The organism is Streptomyces sp. ID05-26A (genome assembly GCF_033794685.1).
Classification (GTDB): Bacteria; Actinomycetota; Actinomycetes; order Mycobacteriales; family Pseudonocardiaceae; genus Lentzea.
In genome coordinates, this window is sequence record NZ_JARAYZ010000001.1 from 253,108 (window position 1) to 272,766 (window position 19,659).

Below are 19,659 nucleotides of genomic sequence, written 5' to 3' on the forward strand. Positions count from 1 at the left end.
CAGTCGGGCTCCAGTCGTGCTGTAGAAGGCATTCTTACGCTTAGCGTGTCCAACCAACCACAGACCGCGAGATCAACGGAAACCCGGGATCACGCAGTCGGAACAGGTTGGACCGGACAGCGGAACACCCGCTGCTCCCCATGATCGACGTGGGTCGGCCGGCGTGCAAGGGGCATCCAGCCCGCGGCGGCGGAACGCCGGCCGGCCCACGTCCCCTTACGCGAGAAGGCCCCGGCTGGGCGAATCCAGCCGGGGCCTTCTGCTGTGTCTGTCGATCAGCTGACAAAAGCGCCGGTCTTCGCGGCAGCGAGGAAGGTGTCCCACCCCGCTCCGCCGAACGCCAGCCTCACTCCGTCCGCGTTCTTGCTGTCACGGACCGCCGCACCTGATGGGACGAGCGCGATCTCCACGCAATCGGGCCCACCGGCCGACGACCTGCTGCTCTTGCGCCAACGCAAGCTTTCCACTCTGTTCACTCCCGGTCGCAGTCACGCGAGCGTGCGAGCGATCTCACGAATCAGGGTTGCCGATTCCCGCGGGGTCTGGGCGGAACTCACGAGCCGCTCGAACATCTCTGCGTAGGAATGGACGTCCGACTGTTGTTCCAGGTAGACGCCACTTCTGGTGCTTTCGATGTACACCACGTCGGAGTCGAGCTGCTCAGGAAAGCTCAGGATGACGAACGGGCCGTCCATCGCAGCATGACCACCAGCGCTGAACGGCACGACCTGCATCGTGACGTTCGGCAGTGCACCGACTTCGAGAAGACGCGCCATCTGCACGCGCATCACCTCGGCGCCGCCGACGAGCCGGCGCAGGGCGGCCTCGTCGATCACGACGTGCAGACGCAACGGGTCGTCCTCACTCAGCAAAGCCTGCCTGGCCTTGCGCAACCGGACGCGCCGGTCGATCTCGGCGGTGCGCGCGTCCGGCAGCACCTGGGAGATCAACGCCCTCGTGTACGCCTCGCACTGCAGCAGGCCAGGGATCATCAGCCCTTGATAGGTCCTGATCGAGTCCGCGTCGGCTTCGTACCCGACGTAACGACCGGGCACGATGTCGCCGAACTCGTCCCACCACGCCTTGCGACGGGCTTCCCTCGCCAGCTGGACCAGTTCTTCGAGGGTGGCGGCGTCCGCGTCGTAGGCGGTGAGCATGTCCCGCACGTCGCGCGGGCTCACCCCCACACGCCCCGTCTCGATGCGGCTGATCTTCGAGGCCGAGCACTCGAGGCGCTCGCCCACCTCTTCGATCGTCAGCCCGGCCGCTTCGCGCAACCGCCTCAGCTCGCTCACGAGCCGGCGCTTGCGCAGGGTCGGGCTGCTGCCCCGTGACATCCCACACCTCCTGGTCGTTCTCAGTTTGAGAGCAAAGGAGCGTGTCGCAAAGAGACGTCATCCATTCGTGTACTGCAACTTGCAGATCGCAGGTTCGGCGCGACAGTCTGCATGGGCTGCTTACGTAAGGACTGGAGCTCTGAGCCTGATGGCCGTCACGGTGTTCAGCCAACTGGACAAGTCGCTGCACTCCCACCTGGCCACACTCACCGATCTCGCCGAACGCGGCGACGACCAGACCGCTCTCGTACTCGCCAGGGTTGAGTTGCCGAGGGTGGTCGCGGTGGTGAAGGCGTTGCTCGACGAGCACCAGCCCGACGAGCACGGCCGGTGCGCGACCTGCAAGCGCGGCTGGTTCTCGAGGCGAATGCCCGCACCGTGCCGTGCTTATCTCTCGGCGCAGCTGATCCTGACCGTCGTCGGCCAGGAGACTTCGCACGGCAAGCACCTGCGCTCGGTAGGCTGAATTCCGGAACTCGATAGTTCTTCAGTTCCGTCCCGACCTGGGCCGGCTCCGCACCCCCCGACCGGAGCCGGCCCTTCTACGTCATCACCTCGCGTGACGGTGCCGCTCAAGATCAACACGGTTGGCTGAAAGATCTGTCACAGCGCCGATTCCGGCCTCATGATTGAGGGCGACGCGGCCTGATCTCGACCCCCTCGATGCCTGTGCCGACACGGAGGTGTTCCCGTGCCGACCCCGCATGACCGCGCCGACGCGCTCGCAGCCGTCCGGCCGCGCCGTCTGCTGCCCTTAGAGCGCCACGAGAGCGCCCTCTCCTAGCTCGCTCCCCTTCCCCGCCGTGCCCTGCCCTGTGCATCCGTCGCACAGGGCCAATTCGCTGTTCAGCAAAGGGAAAACACGTGAACCACCAACCCAGGACCAACACCGGCGAGCACACCCCGCACGGTCCTCCGCTGCTCTTGAGGCACGACCTGCCCGCGAGCTTCGTGCTGTTCCTCATCTCGATCCCGTTGTCGCTCGGCATCGCGCACGCCACGGGCGCACCGCTGATGGCGGGCATCATCTCCGCGATCGTCGGCGGCGTGGTCGTCGGCGCGATCAGCGGAGCACCGTTGCAGATCAGCGGGCCCGGCACCGGGCTCGTCGTCATCGTCGCCGGCCTGGTGGCGCAGTTCGGGTGGGCTGCCACCGCGGCGATCACGCTCGCCGCGGGCGTGCTGCAGCTCGCGCTGGGGCTCACCGGGATCAGCCGCCTGGTGATGTCGCTGTCCCCCGCCGTCGTGCACGGCATGCTCGCCGGCATCGGCGTCTCGATCGCCGTCGGGCAGCTCGTCGTGCTGCTGGGGGGCACGGCGTCGTCGACCGTGCCCGCGAACCTCGCGTCGCTGCCCGGCAACCTGGTCGGCGCCTCGCTGGGCTCGGTGCTCGCCGGCGCGGTGGCGGTCGCGGTTCTCCTGCTGTGGCACCGGATTCCGCGTGTCTCGCTGATCCCCGCACCCCTGGTCGCGGTCGCCGCGGCGACCGCGCTGGCGTTCGTGCTGCGCCTCGACGTCGCGCGCGTCGACCTGCCGGACAGTCACGCGCTGACGTTCCCCGAGATGCCGCAGGGCAGTGTCGGCACGATCGCCACGGCCGTCGTCACCGTCGCGCTGGTGGCCAGCATGGAGTCGTTGCTGTCGGCCGTCGCCACGGACCGGCTGCACGACGGGCCGCGTGCCCGGCTGGACAAGGAACTGATCGCGCAGGGCACCGGCAACGTGCTCACGGGCGCGCTCGGCGGGTTCCCGATCAGCGGTGGCCTGGCGCGCAGTTCGACGAACGTCGCGGCGGGCGCGAAGACCCGGTACGCCGCGATCTTCCAGGGCGTGTGGATCGCGGTGGCGGTGCTGGCGTTCGCACCCGCCCTGGAGCTGATCCCGCTGGCCGCGCTGGCGGGTGTGCTGTTCGTCGTCGGGCTCAAGCTCGTGTCGATCGAGCGGATGCGGAACCTGGTGCGGCACGGGGAGTTCACGGTCTACGCGGCGACCGCTCTCGGTGTTGTCCTCTTCGGACTGCTGGAGGGCGTGGTCGCGGGTCTGGCGATCGCGTTGCTGCGCGCGTTGTACCGGTTGACGCACTGCTCGGTGCGTGTCGAGGGCAACCGGGTGTGCGTGCGGGGATCGTTGGTGTTCCTGGGCGTCGGGCGGCTCGTGCGCGAGCTGCGCAGGATGCCCGCGGGCGAGACCGTCGTGCTGGAACTGCACGTCGACTACCTGGACCACGCGTCCTACGAGGCGATCAACGACTGGCGCGAGGGCTACGAACGGCTCGGTGGCCGGGTGCGGGTCGACGAGGTGCACGACACCTGGTACGACCAGGCGAACCAGGGCAAACCGGGGCGGCGCAAGACGTTGCCCGGCCCGCTGCCTCGCTGGTTCGCGCCGTGGTCGCACTGGCAGGGCACGCCGGACGCCGTGACGCTGCCCGCCCAGCGCTCGTCCGTGGAGGGCGACCCGATGCTGCGCGGCATGCACGAGTTCGAAAGCCGCTCCGCGCCGTTGGTGCGCCCGTTCCTGCACGAGCTCGCGGTGCACGGGCAGCGGCCCCAGCAACTGTTCATCACGTGCGCGGACTCCCGCGTGGTGCCGAACCTGATCACCACGTCCGGGCCGGGCGACCTGTTCTGCGTGCGCAACATCGGCAACCTGGTGCCGATGTCGTCCGCCGACGACAGGTCGGTCGGGGCGGCGATCGAGTACGCGGTGGAGATCCTCAACGTCAGCACGATCGTCGTGTGCGGGCACTCCGACTGCGGCGCGATGAAGGCGCTGGTGAAGGGTTCCGCGTCCCGCGGGTCGCACCTGCACTCGTGGCTGCGCAACGCCGAACCGTCACTGATCCGGTTCCACGCGCCGACCGCGCCCGGCTGCGCGGACCTGCCGGTGGCCGACCGGCTCGCCGTCGCGAACGTCGCGCAGCAGCTCGACAACCTGCTCGGCTTCCCGAGCGTGCGGGAGGCGATCACCGCGGGCACGCTGACGTTGAAGGGCATGTACTTCGACATCTCGAACGCCCGGGTGTACCTGGTCGACCCGGACCGCAACGGGCTGGAGCCCGTGCCGTCACCGGCGTAGAAAACGAGGAGCCGCCCCGAAAACACTCCGGGGCGGCTCCACTTGCGACTGCTGACTAGCAGGTGCCGATCCAGGAGCACTCCACGTCGAAGCGTTCCTGTGCGGGAACCTTGACGCGCTCCTGCGCCGGAGCCTTGCGCTGCTGCGGCACGGACTGGACCTGCGGCGACACGGTGCCGCCGTCCGAGGCCAGGCGCACGGCGATCCTGTCCTCGATGTTCTTCGGGCTGTTGAACAACAGGACGTTGTTCTGCACCACCGAGAACACGAGATCCCTGCCGGCGGCCGTCTTCACGTAACCGGACAGGCCGGAGACGCCCGAGAGCGACCCGGTCTTGGCCTTCACGTTGCCCGCCGCCGGGGTGTTCTTCATGCGGTTGACCAGCGTGCCGTCGACACCGGCGACCGGCAGCGAGGCCTGCCACGCGGAGAACCACGGCTTGGTCTTCGCCTTGATCAGCACCGACGTGAGGTCGTCCGGCGAGAACTGGTCGAGCCGCGACATGCCGGAGCCGTCGAAGACCTCGACCGCGTTCGGGTCGACGCCCAGGCCGGCCCACTTGGTGCTGAGCTGGTTGACACCGTTGGTGAACGAGCCACCCGCGGTCTTGACCAGCACCTCGGCCAGCATGTTGTTGCTGTCCTTGAGCAACGGCACCATCAGCTCGCTGAGCTTCGGCGACGTGTCGGTCGCGAGGACCGCGGCGCCGGCCGGCGCCTTCTGCCTCTTGACCCCGCCGGTGACGGTGATCCCGCTGGCCTGCAAGGCCTTCTGGAACACCGACGTGACGAGGCCGGTCGGATCCTTGACCGTCGAGAGCCTGGTGGTCTCGACGGACGTGGAACCGCTGACGACGATGCGGTTGGTGCCGTGCTCCCGTTCCACGGTGACGCCGGCGTTGCCGGTCGTCGCCGTGGACACGATCTGCACGTGGTCGTTCGCCGGTTCGGTCGTGACGACAGCCGGAGCGCCCGCCGCGGCGCCCGGCTTGACGCGCACGACGACCGTGCCCGCGCTGAACTTCGCGTCCGGCGAGAGCGTGAGGGCCGACGTCTCCGCGCTGTAGGAGAACGGCTCGTCGTCCCACGCCCAACCCGAGCCGTACGGCTGCGAGTCGAACTTGGTGTCGTCGATGACCAACGAGCCGTTGACCGTCGTGACACCGCTGGCCTTCAACGTGTCCGCGAGCTGCTGGTAGCGCAACCGGGACATCGTCGGGTCGCCGCCGCCACGCAGGGCCAGGTCGCCGTCGAGCGCCGTCCCGGTCCTCGTCCCGGCCGACACGAGCTCGGTCTTCCAGCGGAAGTCCGGGCCCAGCAGGTCCAGCGCCGTCGTCGTGGTGAGCAGCTTCAGGTTCGACGCCACCTGGGAGCGCCTGGCGCTCTGCCTGGTGTAGATCACTTCTCCGGAATTGGCGTCCCGCACGACCAGGCCGACGTCCGCGCCCTTGAGCGCGTTGTCGGCGAGGATCGTGTCGAGATCAGCCGTGAGGGCCTCGTTTCCGACCGCCACAGCGCCGCCGCTGGACGTCAGGGAAACCCCTGCCGCCACAGCGACGACCGCCCCCAGAACACGAAATTTCACGCTTCCACCTCTGATCGATCACCCGACCACAACGTGTGGAAGCTACCGGGCTTGTCCGTGCGCCTGTACGTGTGCGCCCCGAAGAAGTCGCGCTGTCCCTGGACGAGCGCGGCCGGCAGACGCTCCGAGCGGAGTCCGTCGTAGTAGGCCAAAGCGGACACGAAGCCCGGAGTCGGCACACCGGATTCGACCGCACGGACCACGACCCTGCGCCAAGCGGCCTCGGCGTTCTGCACCGCGTCGCGGAAGTAGTTGTCCACCAAAAGAGACGCGATGTTCGCGTCCGCGTCGTAGGCCTCACGGATGCGGTTGAGGAACTGCGCGCGGATGATGCAGCCACCGCGCCAGATCGTCGCCATCGCGCCGAGGTCGATGTTCCAGTCGAAGTTCTTCGACGCCTCGCGCATCATGTCGAAGCCCTGCGCGTACGCGACGACCTTCGACGCGTAAAGCGCCTGGCGCACGTCGTCGACCAGTTCGGCGTCCGGCTTCGCGACGACCTCGCTGGGGCCGAACGCGGCGCGCACGGCCTTGCGCTGGTCGGTGTGGCCGCTCAGGCTGCGGGCGAACACGGCCTCGGCGATACCGGTGACCGGGACACCCAGTTCGAGCGCCTCCTGCACGGTCCAGCGGCCGGTGCCCTTCTGCTCCGCCGCGTCCTCGATGACCTGCACGAGCGGGTTGCCGTCGGCGTCGACGTGCTTGAGCACCTCGGCGGTGATCTCGACCAGGTACGACTCCAGGTCGCCCGAGTTCCACTGGGTGAAGACCTCGGAGATCTCCGCCTGCGTCTGCCCGCCGATGCGGCTCAGCAGGTCGTACGCCTCGGCGATCAGCTGCATGTCGGCGTACTCGATGCCGTTGTGGACCATCTTCACGAAGTGCCCGGCGCCGTCCGGCCCGACGTGCACGCAGCACGGCTGACCGTCCACCTTGGCCGCGATCTCCTCGAAGACCGGCCCGACGTGCTTGTAGGACTCCGCGGGACCACCCGGCATGATGCTGGGGCCGTTGAGAGCGCCCTCCTCACCACCGGAGATGCCGGCACCGACGAACAGCAGTCCCTTCTCCTTCAGCGCGGCCTCACGGCGGCGCGTGTCGTTGAAGTGGGCGTTGCCGCCGTCGATGACCATGTCGCCCGGCTCGAGGATCCCGCTCAGCTCGTCGATGACGGCGTCGGTCGGGCCACCCGCCTTGACCATGATGATGATCTGGCGCGGCGTCTGCAGGCTGTCCACCAGGTCCTGCAGCGTCTCGGCGCCGACGAAGTCACCCTCGTGGCCGTGCTCGTCGAGCAGGGCCTTCATCTTCGCGGGCGTCCGGTTGTGCACGGCAACCTTGAACCCGTGACGCGCGAGATTGCGCGCGAGGTTGCTGCCCATGGTGGCAAGACCGGTGACCGCGATACGTGCTTTGCCTTCCGTCATGCGCCACAGCCTGCCGTGTTCTCACTGATTACGCGAGACGTCACAGGGTGTTCTCAGACTCCGTTTTGCCAGGTGAACCGCGTCACGTGCCGGTACGTATTGCTAGGCGTAAGTTGGCTTCATGACGGAATTCACGAGCGTGGGACGCTCGGCGACCGACCGTGCCCCCAGGTACGGATCGCAGCTGGTGAAGCACTTCACGGCCAAGGACCTCGAAGGGTCCTGGGAGGACACCCGCGGCTTCGTCCGCTTCTCCGCCGGCCTGGCGGAGTTCGAGGCCGCCGACGACGCGTTGATCATGCGCGTGGTGTGCACGTCGGAGGAGGACGTGGCACGCCTCCGCGACGTCGTCGAACGGCACCTCGTCCGCTTCGGAACGCGCGACGAACTGTCCGTCACGTGGGACTCAGGTAGCGAGAACTGACGCCGCGAGCCCGATGAGAGCGGTCCCACAGACCCGTTCGAACACCGCGCGGGTCTTGGGCTTGCTCAACAACCGTCCCAGCTGACGCGCGGACGGCACCACGATCACCCAGAACACCGCGAACACGCCGACCGTGACGGCACTCAGCATCGCCGCCTGGGGCAGTGGCGCGGCGTGCGGGTCCATCGCCTGCGGGATGAGGCTCAGGAACGTGAGCATCACCTTGGGGTTCAACAGATCGCACAGCATGCCGCGCAAGAACACGTTCTTCTGCTGCGGCTGCTCCTCAATGGGCTTGCTCGCCGATTTGAGGGTCATGAAGCCGATGTAGGCGAGGTAGACCGCGCCGATCGCCTTGACGACGAACAACGCTGTAGGCGCCGCCGCCACGAGCGCCGACAACCCGAGCGTCGCGAGCGTCCCGTGGATCAGCAGCCCGGTGAGCACCCCGAGCGCCGCCTCGACGCCTTTGCGGAGGCTGCGGACCGCGTTCCCCATGACCAGTACGAAGTCGGGACCGGGCACGACCGTGATCACCACGAGTGCCAGCAGGAACGACGTCCACGCGATGTGCATGGGACAGATCGTCTGTGGTTAGTTCGTGTGCATTCCAGCAGGTCAGTACGATGTTCGGTTATGCGCGAACAAGCCGAACTGGATTCGGTCGACTGGCACATCCTGGAGGAGTTGCAGAACGACGCCACCCTGCCGAACCGCACGCTGGCGGACATCGTCGGCCTGGCACCCTCGTCGTGCCTGCAACGGGTGCGGCGGCTGCGCGACCTGGGCGTCATCACGGGCTGCCACGCGGTGGTCGACCCCGCGACCACCGGCCTGCCGCTGGAAGCCGTGATCTCGGTGAACGTGCGGCCGCACACCCGTCTGGTGGTGGCCGGTTTCCGGGCGTTCGTGATGGCGCAGCCGGAGACGCGGTCGATCTTCCACGTGTCCGGTCAGGCCGACTTCCTGATCCACATCGCGGTGGCCGACTCGACGCACCTGCAGGCGTTCCTGATGGACAAGATCGCGTCTCGGACGGAGGTGCGGAACCTGACCTCGTCGGTGGTGCTGGAGCGGGTGGAGACCCGTGCGCTGACGCCGCCGGCGAACCTGCGGCCGACCCATCGGCGGCGGAAGGTCTGAGCGTCACTCCCAGCGCGACGTGCCGGACCGCCACGTCCCGTTCGGTGGTTGTTCCTACATCAGGATGCAGCGTTTCTTACGCCTTAGGTGCAGGAAACGCTGTCGTGCCCCATCGGACGACCTCAGTTCGGTGACGCTTGAGCGGGTGGAGACCCGTGCGCTGACGCCGCCGGCGAACCTGCGGCCGACCCATCGCCGCCGGGCTAGCGGGTCAGCTCATAGAGGTTGAGCGTCATCGGCGACGGCCGCAGCACGTCGATCGTCCCGCTGCCCGCCACCGCGAGCTCGTACCGCCCCTCCGCGAGGGTGTACGCGGCCATGCTCGCCGGATCGTCCAGCGCGACGATCCAGTAGTTCGCGATGCCCGCCGCCGCGTACTCGCGCAGCTTGACCGCGAGGTCGACGTGTTCCGACTCCTCGGACATGATCTCGACGACGAGCGGCACGTCCTTGGCGTCGAAGCGGGTGACGTCGTCCCGCAGGTCCCGGGTCACCACCAGGTCCGGCTTGCGCAGCAGGGGCCACGGGCCGTCCTTCAGCAGGACGTCGAAGGAGTGCACCGCGTCGAGGTGGGCCGGTAGCTGGTCGAGCAGCATGCGCAGGAGCACCATGAGAGCGCGTTGGTGACAAATGGAGCGCCCCGGCATCTCCACCAGTTCGCCGCCGACGATCTCGTGGCGCTTGCAGTCTTCGTCGGGCATCGCGTCGTATCCGGCCAGCGTCATGATCACGCCACGGTCATCGGCTGGTGGGTTCGCACCCTTGATCACTCGAGGGTGCGAATGGGTCTACCGGCGACGCGCAAGCTTGTCGAGGTCGAACGCCAGCGGGGCGGGTCGAGTCAGCCGGACCTCACCCACGACGTCCTCCACGAGTTTGTAGACGCCGTCCACGAGTTCGAACGCGGTCAGGCTGATCGGGGTACCGAGCTCGACGAGCCAGTAGTGCGCGATCCCAGCTTTGGCGTAGAGGGTGGGCTTGGTGACGCGGTCGGCGCGCTCGGAACCAGGGGACACGATCTCCACTGCGAGAACCACGTCCTCGACGTCGAACCGTTTGGGGTAGCGGTCCGCCGCTTCCGCCGTCACCACGGTGATGTCGGGCTTGCGCACGGTTGGCCGGTTCGAGCTGTCGATCGTCACGTCGACGTCGTCGTAGGCGACCATGCTCGGCGGCAGTTGCTCGTCGAGCCAGTAGGCCAACCTGTTCTGTGCCATCTGGTGCGAGGGTATGGCTGCGGCCACCACGTGCAGGACTCCATCCACGAGCTCGAGGTTCTTGTCCTCTGGCATCGCGTCCCACTCATCCAGGCTGATCAGGTGATCCGGCCACGCTTCAACGCTCACATGATCACCCTTCTCACGCCTCGTTGGAGTCTCTTCCGCCACCAGCTCCCACCAGCCTCCCGATTGGAGATCCTCCATGCCATCACTCGCAAGCGTGGTTCGAACTCACTCCTCAGGCGAGGACTTGATCACCCGGATCAGCCCTTCCTGCACCACGGTCGCCACCAACTGCCCGTCCTGCGTGAAGAACCGCCCGGTCGCCAGCCCGCGATTGCCCGAAGCCGACGGCGAGGTCGTGTCGTACAGCAACCACTCGTCGGCCCGGAACGGCCGGTGGAACCACATCGCGTGGTCGAGCGAAGCCCCGAGAACCTTGTCCAGTCCCCAATAAACCCCGTGCCGCGCCAGAACTCCGTCCAGCAGCGTCATGTCCGACGCGTAGGTCATCACGCACAGCTGCAGCATCGGGTCGTCCGGCAGCTTGCCGTCGGCCTTCATCCACACCTGTGACGCGGCCGCGCCCGGACCGTCCTCACGCGACTCCCACGGCGGCTCGGTCACGTAGCGGACGTCGATGGGGCGCGGGAACTTCAGGTTCACCAGCGGGTAGCTCTTGGCGGACTCGCTCCACGTCGGCAGCGACTCCGGGTCCGGCACGGCGGGCATCTCCGAGGAGTGCTCGACGCCCTGCTCCTCCAGCTGGAAGGACGCGGACAGCGAGAAGATCGCCTTGCCGTGCTGCACGGCCACGACGCGGCGGGTGGTGAACGAGCGGCCGTCGCGGATGCGGTCGACCTCGTAGACGATCGGCACGCGCGGGTCGCCGGGGCGGATGAAGTACGAGTGCAGCGAGTGCACGCGGCGCTCCGGCGGGACGGTGCGGCCGGCGGCGACGAGGGCCTGGCCTGCCACCTGCCCGCCGAAGACGCGCACCGGGGACTCCGCGGGCGACACGCCCCGGAAGATGTTCTCCTCGATGCGTTCCAGGTCCAGCAACGCGACCAGGTCGTCCACTGCGGATTGTCCACTCAGGCCCGACGGGCTCGAAGCGGCGGCACGGGCGGCCTCAGTCACGGCAGCAACACTCCTCTGAGTCTCAGCAAGGCACCGGCCCTGCTCCCCCAGTATGCGGGAGCAGGGCCGGCATCACGACAGGCCTGACTGAGAGTCAGCGCACTTACGCGTGGTCGTCCTCGCCCAGGCGGTGCACCCGGATGAGGTTGGTCGAACCGATGGTGCCGGGAGGCGAACCCGCGACGACGACCATGAGGTCACCGGCGGAGTAGCGGCCGATCTCGATCATGGCCACGTCGACCTGGCGGACCATCTCGTCGGTGGACTCCACCTTCGGGACCAGGAACGTCTCGGTGCCCCACGTCAGCGACAGCTGCGAGCGGACCGAGGGCTCCGGCGTGAAGGCGAGCAGCGGCAGGTGCGTGTGCAGACGAGCGAGACGGCGGACCGTGTCACCGGACTGCGTGAACGCGACCAGGGCCTTCGCGTTGAGGCGCTCGCCGATGTCGCGGGCCGCGTACGAGATCACGCCGCGCTTGGTGCGCGGGACGTGCGTCAGCGGCGGCACGACGACCGACTCGGTCTCGACGGCCTCGATGATGCGGCCCATGGTCTGCACGGACTCGATGGCGTAGCGGCCGACCGAGGTCTCACCCGACAGCATCAGGGCGTCCGCGCCGTCGAGCACCGCGTTCGCGACGTCGGAGGTTTCAGCGCGGGTCGGGCGGGAGTTCGTGATCATCGAGTCGAGCATCTGGGTCGCGACGATGACCGGCTTGGCGTTCTCGCGAGCGATCTGGATCGCGCGCTTCTGCACGAGCGGCACGTGCTCCAGCGGCAGCTCGACGCCCAGGTCACCGCGGGCGACCATGACGCCGTCGAAGGCGAGGACGATGGCCTCGAGGTTGTCGACGGCCTCCGGCTTCTCGATCTTCGCGATCACCGGGAGCCGCTTGCCGCCCGAGCGGTCCATGATCTGGTGGACCAGGTCGATGTCCGCGGGCGAGCGCACGAACGAGAGTGCGATGAAGTCCACGCCCAGCGAGAGCGCGAACTCGAGGTCCTCGATGTCCTTCTCCGACAGCGCCGGCACGGAGACGTCCATGCCGGGCAGCGAGAGGCCCTTGTTGTTGCTGACGGGTCCGCCCTCGGTCACCTCGCAGACGACGTCGGAACCTTCGACGTCGACCACCACGAGCGCGACCTTGCCGTCGTCCACGAGCATGCGGTCGCCGACCTTGGCGTCCTTCGCGAGCTCCTTGTACGTCGTCGACACGCGGTCGTGCGTGCCCTCGACGTCCTCGACGGTGATGCGGACGACGTCGCCGTTGTTCCAGTCCACGGGACCCGCGGCGAAACGGCCGAGGCGGATCTTGGGGCCCTGGAGGTCGGCGAGGATGCCCACGGCGCGGCCGGACTCGTCGGCTGCGGCACGGACCATGTCGTAGACCTGCTTGTGGTCGGCATGGCTGCCGTGGCTGAAGTTCATCCTGGCCACGTCCATACCGGCTGCTACCAGGTCACGGACCTTTTCCGGCGTGCCAGTGGCGGGGCCGAGGGTACAGACGATCTTTGCGCGTCGACTCACGTGTAGAGAGAGTAGACCCCGTTCCTGGACCGATCCCGAACTACTCCTCGGTAATGTTCTGACAATGGGTCGAGTACTGCCTTTCGTGATCGCGGCGTCGCTCAGCGTCGTCGTGTTGTTCACCCCCGAGTCAGGTGTGCCGAGCTCGCCTCCTGGTACGGACAAGGTGGTCCACACGTTGCTGTTCGCACTGCTGGCGCTCACCGGCTTGTACGCGAAGATTCCTCGCGTTTTGCTGTGGCTGGTGCTCTACGCAGGCGTTTCGGAGGTTCTCCAGCAGCTGATCACGCCGTTGCACCGGAGCGGTGACGTGCTGGACGCGCTGGTGGACGTGCTCGGGATCGGCCTCGGCTGGGCTATCGCCTCGGCTGTTCGCTCACGCCGACGTGGTCCTCGCACCACAGGTTGAAGTCCTTGAGCTGCCTCCAAGACTTGCGCACCCGGTCGAGACAGCCCGGCTCGTGCAGCACGTCGTCCGGCTCCCAGACCTTGCGCACGTAGATCGACCGGTGCCGCAGCAGGTCGAGGTGCGGGTGGTCGTCGGCGAACCCGCGCGGCTTCGACTTCATCACGTCGCCCGCGAGCTGCCAGCCCTGCTTGACCAGCTTGTCCACGATCTTGCGCAACAACACCCCGTGCGCGTCCACCGAGGCGCGGTAACGGGCCAGCTGGTCGGACTGCATGTGGAACGAGCCGCCGCCGGTCATCAGGCCCTCGGGGCTGAGCTGCACGTAGTACGCGCCGCCGCCGCGGCCTTTCTCGATCACGCCGCCGCAGTGGTCCTTGTACGGCGTCTTGTCCTTGGCGAACCGCACGTCGCGGTACGGGCGGAACACCTTGCCCTCGCCGAACTCCTTCTCCAGCGCGAGCAGCAGGGCCTCCATCGGGGCCCGCACGTCGCGCAGGTAGGTCTCCTTGTTGTCGTCCCAGTACGCCTTCGAGTTGTCCAGAACCAGGCCGTCGTAGAAGTCGATGGCGTACTCGCCGAAACCGCTGAACGTCACCGAGTCAGCCTAGGCGGATCGCCCATGTGCGTGAAAATTCGTTTGAGGACACACAACCAAGGCCATACTCCGATGAATGCCACGCCGTATCAACGCGCTCGCGACCTGGCTCCTCCAACTGGGGCCGGACGAGGTGGCCGCGATCCTCCTGCACCGCCGCGACGTCGCGGACCGCTACCTCCGCACGTTGAAGGACCTCGCGACACAGCTGACCGACTCCGACTCGGTGCACGCCGTCGAGGACTCGCTGGACCAGGGCGCGCTCGACGTGCTCGGGGCGATCGTCACGCAGGGCAACACCGGCACGATCGACTCGGTGTGCGCCGAGCTGCGGTGCACGGTCGGCGACTTCGAGCGGGCCTTCGGCGAGCTGAAGCAACGGGCGCTGGCCTGGCCGGAGGGGCCGCGGCTCGTCGCGGTGAACTCGGTGCGGGCGACCGGGGCGACTCAGGGGCAGCTGACGTTGCGGCCGAAGGCCCCCGGCCTGCGCCGGGCGTCCGCGATCTCGCCGATCGTCGCCGCGATGTCCACTGTGGACGGTGTCGCGCGGCTGCTGGCGCACTGCGAGCAGGACAACTTCGACGCCCGCTACACCGGTGGCGTGGCCACCGTGGAGATCCGGCGGGTCGCACGGGCTTTGCGGGTCGCGGACGGGGTGCTGCGGCTCTGGCTGGAGCTCGCGGCCGAGGCCCAGCTGCTCGGGGTGGAACGGTCCCGGCTGCTGCCGACCAGGCAGGGTGACGCGTGGCTCGACTCCCAGCCGGGGCCCCGGCTGTCCGCGCTGGTCGCGGCGTGGCGGCGGATGGACTGGCGCCCGGAGCCGGACCTGGCGCGGGCCGCGTTGCGCGACTACACGGGCGCGGCCGGGCTGGTGCTGCGCCGGAGCACGCTGGAGCGGTTCTCCGCCGAGGAGGCCTTCACCAGCACCGCCGAACTGGTCGAGGACCTCGCCTGGGAACGTCCCGGCGTGCACGACGTGCGGGCGACGGCGGCGGTGATCGGTGAGATGGAGTCACTGGGTCTGGTGGCCGGCGGCGCGCTCACGCCGCTGGGAGTGGCGGTGCGGCACGACGGTGACGTCGACGCCGCCGCGAGTGAGTTGATGCCGCCGGCGACGGAGAAGGCCGCGTTCCAGACGGACATGACCGCGGTGGTGAACGGGCTGCCGTCGCCGGAGCTGAGCGCGACGCTGAACCTGGTGGCGGACCTGGAGGACAACGACGCGGCACGGGTGTGGCGGCTGTCCGCCGGGTCGGTGCGGCGCGCGCTGGACTCGGGGCTGTCCGCCGACGAGGTGCTCGCGAAGCTGAACGCCGTGTCGGAGGCCGCGATGCCACAGGTGATCGAGTACCAGGTGCACGACGTGGCGCGCCGGCACGGGCAGCTGACGGTGACGGACGTGGCGAGCTGCGTGCGGGCCACGGACCCGTTGCTGCTGCAGGAGATCGCGAAGTCGAAGCGGCTCGGCTCGCTCAAGCTGCGGTTCCTCGCGCCGACCGTGCTGGCGTCGGCCCAGCCGATGGCGGAGACGCTCGCGGCGCTGCGCCGGTGCGGGTACGCGCCGACCGGTCTGGACGGCGGCGACAAGTCCATTGTGGAGACTGTCGGGCGGTTGCGGGCGTCGGCTCGCGGCGAGCGGCGCTCCGAACGCTGGTGGCGGACCGAGATGGACGACCTGGAGCTGACGCAGCTCGCGGTCCGGCTGGTGGAGCAGGAACGGCCGAGCGCCGGGCGTGGCACCCCGCGGGCCAATGCGGCGCGGATGCTGCGTGACCAGAACGTCTTCCTGCGCGACGAGGAAGTGGTGCTGCTGTCGTCGGCGCTGGTCGACGGGAGCCGTGTCGAGATCAAGTACGCGAGCGGGCCGCGCCGGACCGAGACGCACGTGATCGTGCCGACCAAGCACCTCGAAGGGGTGCTAAGCGCGGACTGCGAGGACGGCACGAGCCGGGAGTTCGACATCGGGCACGTCCGCAAGGTCGCCCTGCCCGAATGACATCGCCCGAGTGACGCGGCCGGGATGAACAGCTGGTGAAGTCCCCCGGCGGCCCGTGATCACGCGCTGATACTGGGAGCGTGGCCGATCCGTTTTCCGCCGGACTGCTGATGGTGCTGGAGACCGTGCTGGAGCGCGTGCTCCTCGGTCTCTTCGACGTCGTGCACAAGGGTGCCAGGGACAAGAAGCGCCGGCGTGAGCTGACCAGACCGGGTCCGCTGGTGGAACGGGTCAGCGCCGAGCTCGCGCGCGGCGAGCTGAGCACCGTCGAGGAACACGAGTGGCAGGCCGCCGTGGACGCGGTGCGCGAGTCCATCGAGGCCGCGCTGCCGTTGCGTCCGGACGAGGCGCTGCGGATCATGCTGACGCCCGAGTCGTTGCGGGCCCACGTGCTGTCCAGGTCGGTGGCGATCCGGCGGGCGGCGGGGCTGTCCGACCAGGCGACGGCGGTCTACGAGGCGTTGCTGCTGCGGGTGTGCGTCGCGATCGTCGAGCTGGTGTGGTCGCAGCCGGAGTACGCGCGGCGGCTCGCGGTGGAGATGTACCGGATGGGCCGGGCTACCGCGGACGCCCTGACGCGGCTGGCGGACCAGCGGCAACTGGAGCTGACGGCGTCACACCGGGACTTCGAGGACCGCTACGCCGAGCAGGTGGCGCAGGCGCTGGGCGGGCTGGAGCTGTTCGGCGTCTCACGCGGGCGGGCGCCTCGGCGGCAGTCGTTCGACACCTCGTACGTCTCGCTGGCGGTGGCACGGGTCGGGGACACCGACGAGCTGACCGGCGCCGGGCTGCCGGTGGCGGCGGCACTCGCGGACACGCATCGTGTTCTGATCAGGGGTGGTGCGGGCGCGGGCAAGACGACGTTCCTGCGCTGGCTCGCGATGAACGCGCTGGGCGAGACGCGGGCCTCGGGCGACGAGTGGCTCGGGCTGGTGCCGTTCTTCGTGCCGTTGCGCCAGTACTCGACGCTGCCGAAGCCCGAGGAGTTCATCTCGCCGACCGCGTCGATGATCGAGGAGGAGAAACCGGCCGGGTGGGTCACCGCGCGACTGCGGGAGGGACGCGCGCTGGTGCTCGTCGACGGTGTGGACGAGCTGGTGTGGGAGAGGCGGGCCGAGGCCCGGCTGTGGCTGGAGAAGCTGGTCAGCGCCTACCCGGACGCCCGGTACGCGATCACGACCCGGCCGGCGGCGGTGCCGGAGGACTGGCTGGAGGACCTGGACTTCGCCGCGTTCGACCTGTTGCCGTTGAGCGACAAGGGCGTGCGTGACTTCGTGGAGGCCTGGCACACCGCGGCGCGCGACGAGCCAGGGCTGACGCGGGACGCACGGGTGTGGCTCACCGAGTGCGAGGCGCGGCTGGTGGCGACGCTCGCGAAACGGCCGGACCTGCGGCGGCTGGCGTCGAGTCCGTTGCTGGCGGGGCTGTTGTGCGCGTTGCACCAGGACCGGAACATGCACCTGCCACGCGATCGGCGCTCGTTGTACGAGGCAGCGCTGGACCTGCTGCTGGTGCGGTGGGACGAGGACCGGGGACTCGCGCTGCCGTCGTTCTCCAAGGAGGAGCAACTCGTTCTGCTGCAACGGTTCGCGTACTCGCTGGTGCGCAACCGGGAGCTCATGGTGCCGCGGGAGGAGGCCGTGCACCGGCTCGGGAACGCGATGCGCGGGCTGCGGTCGCACGACATCGACCCCGGCGAGGCGATGCAGCGGTTGCTCGAACGGGCCGGGCTGCTGCGGGAGGTCAGCAACGAACGCGTTCAGTTCGTGCACCGGACGTTCCGGGACTACCTGGCGGCCAAGGAGGTCGTGGACGCGGGTGACCTGAACCTGTTGGTGGACAGGGCACATCTGGACGAGTGGCACGACGTCGTGGTGATGGCGGTCGCGCACGCCCGTCCGCGGGAACGGGCCCGAGTGCTGATGGACCTGCTGGCGGGCAACGACGACACCCGCAAGGACGAGCGCGGACGGGACAAGCTGCGACTGCTCGCGCTGGCGTGCCTGGACCAGGCCGACGTGATCGAACCGGAGACCGCGCGGGCCCAGGTGACGGCGGCGGCCGCGTCGTTGATCCCTCCGAAGAGCTTCGCGCACGCCGACGCGCTGTCCGAGGCGGGGTCGTTCGTGGTGGACCTGCTGCCCGGCCCGGAGGCCTCCGGGGAAGCCGCGTACATCGTGCGGACGCTGGCCAACATCGGCGGTGAGGGCGCGTGGGAGCGGATCGCGGAGTTCGTGGCCGTGGACCACACGATGGTCATCGACGAGTTGCTGCGGGCGTGGCGGAACACGCCGGACGCGGAGAAGTACGCCAGATCCGTGTTGTCCAAGGTGGACTTCGGCGACCGGCGGGTGGACGTCCGCGGCTGGCACCGGATCCAGTTCATCATGCACCTGGAGAAGCTCCGGTACGTGCGGTGCATCGGCAACATCAACCCGCTGGACCCGTTGGGCGCCATGCCGTCGCTGCACCGGCTGGAGCTGTGGCAGAACGAGGTGCTGCGCGACCTCTCGCCGCTGGCCCCGTCGCGGTCGCTGAAGGAGCTGCACCTGAGCCGGTGCCGTCCGCTCGGGCGGATCGACCTCACGCCGGTGAAGGACCTGGACGAGCTGCACCTGCACTTCAGCCGGGTCGACCTGGCCTCTCTGGAGGGCGGCACGCTCCGGCGGCTGCAGCTTCGCGACTCGGCGACCGACGAGGGGCTCGGCGCGCTGCCGTCGTTGCCCGGTCTCCGCGCGCTCGCGATCGACCACCGCCCGCCCTACCCGCTGGCGGGGCTGGAGCGGTGGCCGACCATCACGACGCTGGAGGTGTTCGGGGTGCCCGCGGCGGACGACCTGCGCGCGCTGCCGAGCCTCGGACACCTCGTCGTGCATCAGCCGGAGTCGTTGTCCCGGCTGGAAGAACTGCGTCAGGCACTGCCCGGCGTGACGATCACCAGTTGATGTCGTCGAGGCTGTCGAGCGGCTTGCGCTCGGCCTCGTCGAGCAGCTGCACCGACGCCGTGTCGGCGGCGTGCAGCTCCGCCGGGAAGGTGAAGCTCACCCGCTTCTCGATCTCGGTCAGCGACACCTGGAACACCCGGAACTCGTCCAGGTCGAGGGCCTCGGCCAGGACGATGTTCTGGGTGAGCAGGAACGCGCTGCAGCGCAGTACGCCGTTCACCACGAACGCGATCGCCTTGTAGAACTCGCGCGGAAGCGCGACGCCCCGGAACACCCTGTCGTCGGCGTTGAAGACCGGGCCGCCGTAGACGCTGACCTTGAGGTTGTCGACGTCGACGTCCGCGAGCACCGCGTCCTCGAGCCGGCCCCAGAGCCCTTCCTTGGTGCTCTGGTTGAAGTCGTCCATCTGCGGCGTGATGTTCGTGAAGAAGAACGAGTCCCTGTTCGCCTTCTGCGCCTCGGCCTTCGGGCCCCAGCACAGGTCGGCGCGCCGGGCGAGGTGGCCGCGGTCGAGCCGGTTGTCGCGGTAGAGCTCGTCACCGGTCTGGAACTCGGCCGGGATGCGCTTGTCCTTGACGAACGGGATGCCGGTGCGGCTCAGCGCCTTCATCTCACCGCCGTCGATGTTCCACGCGACCCAGCTCGCGAACTTGCGCGACTTGCTCATCGCGAGCGAGAAGTGCGTGTAGTCGATCGTGGCCGAGCCGTCGAGCTCGACCGCGTCGGCCGCTCCGGACTCGGTCAGGACGGGGATCCCGGCAGCGGTGCCGAGGAACTTCGAGTCGAATCCCGCACTGGTCATGTGTCGCCCCCTACTGGTTCACCTGCAGGG

At 68.7% G+C, this 19,659-nt stretch carries 18 protein-coding genes; 7 read left to right on the plus strand and 11 right to left on the minus strand.

Features of this window, described 5'->3' with window-relative positions; genetic code table 11:
- Positions 1 to 275: 275 nt before the first annotated feature.
- Together PV646_RS01240 and PV646_RS01245 are read right to left on the minus strand one after the other, a co-directional pair.
- Entirely contained in the window at positions 276 to 467 is a 192-nt protein-coding gene (locus tag PV646_RS01240) for a DUF397 domain-containing protein (protein WP_500339587.1), read from the minus strand.
- A gap of 21 nt (positions 468 to 488) precedes the next feature.
- Entirely contained in the window at positions 489 to 1,337 is an 849-nt protein-coding gene (locus PV646_RS01245; protein ID WP_500339588.1) for a helix-turn-helix domain-containing protein, read from the minus strand.
- A 148-nt stretch (positions 1,338 to 1,485) separates the two neighbouring features.
- Here PV646_RS01245 and PV646_RS01250 point away from each other — a divergent pair, with 148 nt between their 5' ends.
- Entirely contained in the window at positions 1,486 to 1,803 is a 318-nt protein-coding gene (locus tag PV646_RS01250) for a hypothetical protein (RefSeq protein ID WP_089917134.1), read from the plus strand.
- A gap of 398 nt (positions 1,804 to 2,201) precedes the next feature.
- Complete coding sequence (locus tag PV646_RS01255) at positions 2,202 to 4,415, plus strand: SulP family inorganic anion transporter (RefSeq protein ID WP_500339589.1); 2,214 nt, start codon at positions 2,202 to 2,204, stop codon at positions 4,413 to 4,415.
- A 55-nt stretch (positions 4,416 to 4,470) separates the two neighbouring features.
- Here PV646_RS01255 and dacB read toward each other — a convergent pair whose 3' ends face one another.
- Together dacB and gnd are read right to left on the minus strand one after the other, a co-directional pair.
- Positions 4,471 to 6,000 (minus strand): D-alanyl-D-alanine carboxypeptidase/D-alanyl-D-alanine endopeptidase, encoded by a 1,530-nt coding sequence (gene dacB, locus PV646_RS01260; RefSeq protein ID WP_500339590.1) that lies wholly within the window; start codon positions 5,998 to 6,000, stop codon positions 4,471 to 4,473.
- The gene (gnd, locus tag PV646_RS01265) at positions 5,997 to 7,427 is read right to left on the minus strand and encodes an NADP-dependent phosphogluconate dehydrogenase (protein WP_500339591.1); all 1,431 of its coding nucleotides are present in this window, start codon (positions 7,425 to 7,427) and stop codon (positions 5,997 to 5,999) included. The genes dacB and gnd overlap by 4 nt, the downstream gene beginning before the upstream one ends.
- A 121-nt stretch (positions 7,428 to 7,548) precedes the next feature.
- On the opposite strand from gnd, the gene PV646_RS01270 reads away from it, so the two are divergent.
- Positions 7,549 to 7,851 (plus strand): DUF2218 domain-containing protein, encoded by a 303-nt coding sequence (locus tag PV646_RS01270; RefSeq protein WP_189158634.1) that lies wholly within the window; start codon positions 7,549 to 7,551, stop codon positions 7,849 to 7,851.
- Here the strand turns inward: PV646_RS01270 and PV646_RS01275 are convergent.
- Positions 7,834 to 8,427, minus strand: coding sequence for a LysE family translocator (locus PV646_RS01275; protein ID WP_500339592.1), 594 nt, complete (start codon positions 8,425 to 8,427; stop codon positions 7,834 to 7,836). The genes PV646_RS01270 and PV646_RS01275 overlap by 18 nt on opposite strands.
- A gap of 60 nt (positions 8,428 to 8,487) precedes the next feature.
- Between PV646_RS01275 and PV646_RS01280 the strand changes: the two genes are divergently transcribed.
- Entirely contained in the window at positions 8,488 to 8,994 is a 507-nt protein-coding gene (locus PV646_RS01280) for an Lrp/AsnC family transcriptional regulator (RefSeq protein ID WP_500339593.1), read from the plus strand.
- A gap of 203 nt (positions 8,995 to 9,197) precedes the next feature.
- On the opposite strand, the gene PV646_RS01285 is transcribed toward PV646_RS01280, so the two are convergent.
- From PV646_RS01285 to pyk, 4 genes are all read right to left on the minus strand, one after another.
- Entirely contained in the window at positions 9,198 to 9,719 is a 522-nt protein-coding gene (locus PV646_RS01285; RefSeq protein ID WP_500342215.1) for a Uma2 family endonuclease, read from the minus strand.
- Positions 9,720 to 9,782: 63 nt separating this feature from the next.
- Positions 9,783 to 10,340, minus strand: coding sequence for a Uma2 family endonuclease (locus PV646_RS01290; protein ID WP_500339594.1), 558 nt, complete (start codon positions 10,338 to 10,340; stop codon positions 9,783 to 9,785).
- Between the two features lie 105 nt (positions 10,341 to 10,445).
- Positions 10,446 to 11,354: an acyl-CoA thioesterase II gene (gene tesB, locus PV646_RS01295; RefSeq protein ID WP_500339595.1), complete on the minus strand. Its 909-nt coding sequence runs from the start codon at positions 11,352 to 11,354 to the stop codon at positions 10,446 to 10,448.
- A gap of 103 nt (positions 11,355 to 11,457) precedes the next feature.
- Positions 11,458 to 12,882, minus strand: a complete 1,425-nt coding sequence (gene pyk / locus PV646_RS01300) for a pyruvate kinase (RefSeq protein ID WP_500339596.1) — start codon at positions 12,880 to 12,882, stop codon at positions 11,458 to 11,460.
- A 64-nt stretch (positions 12,883 to 12,946) separates the two neighbouring features.
- On the opposite strand from pyk, the gene PV646_RS01305 reads away from it, so the two are divergent.
- Positions 12,947 to 13,291 carry a VanZ family protein gene (locus PV646_RS01305; protein WP_500339597.1) on the plus strand — a complete coding sequence of 115 codons (345 nt, stop codon included), beginning with the start codon at positions 12,947 to 12,949 and terminating at the stop codon, positions 13,289 to 13,291.
- Here PV646_RS01305 and PV646_RS01310 read toward each other — a convergent pair.
- Positions 13,239 to 13,886 carry a DUF2461 domain-containing protein gene (locus tag PV646_RS01310; protein ID WP_500339598.1) on the minus strand — a complete coding sequence of 216 codons (648 nt, stop codon included), beginning with the start codon at positions 13,884 to 13,886 and terminating at the stop codon, positions 13,239 to 13,241. The genes PV646_RS01305 and PV646_RS01310 overlap by 53 nt on opposite strands.
- Before the next feature lie 76 nt (positions 13,887 to 13,962).
- Here PV646_RS01310 and PV646_RS01315 point away from each other — a divergent pair, with 76 nt between their 5' ends.
- Complete coding sequence (locus PV646_RS01315) at positions 13,963 to 15,882, plus strand: helicase-associated domain-containing protein (protein WP_500339599.1); 1,920 nt, start codon at positions 13,963 to 13,965, stop codon at positions 15,880 to 15,882.
- A gap of 80 nt (positions 15,883 to 15,962) precedes the next feature.
- Positions 15,963 to 18,827: an NACHT domain-containing protein gene (locus PV646_RS01320; RefSeq protein ID WP_500339600.1), complete on the plus strand. Its 2,865-nt coding sequence runs from the start codon at positions 15,963 to 15,965 to the stop codon at positions 18,825 to 18,827.
- Here PV646_RS01320 and PV646_RS01325 read toward each other — a convergent pair.
- A complete protein-coding gene (locus PV646_RS01325; RefSeq protein ID WP_500339601.1) occupies positions 18,817 to 19,629 on the minus strand; it encodes a DNA/RNA non-specific endonuclease in 813 nt (270 codons plus the stop codon). The genes PV646_RS01320 and PV646_RS01325 overlap by 11 nt on opposite strands.
- Positions 19,630 to 19,659 lie beyond the last annotated feature (30 nt).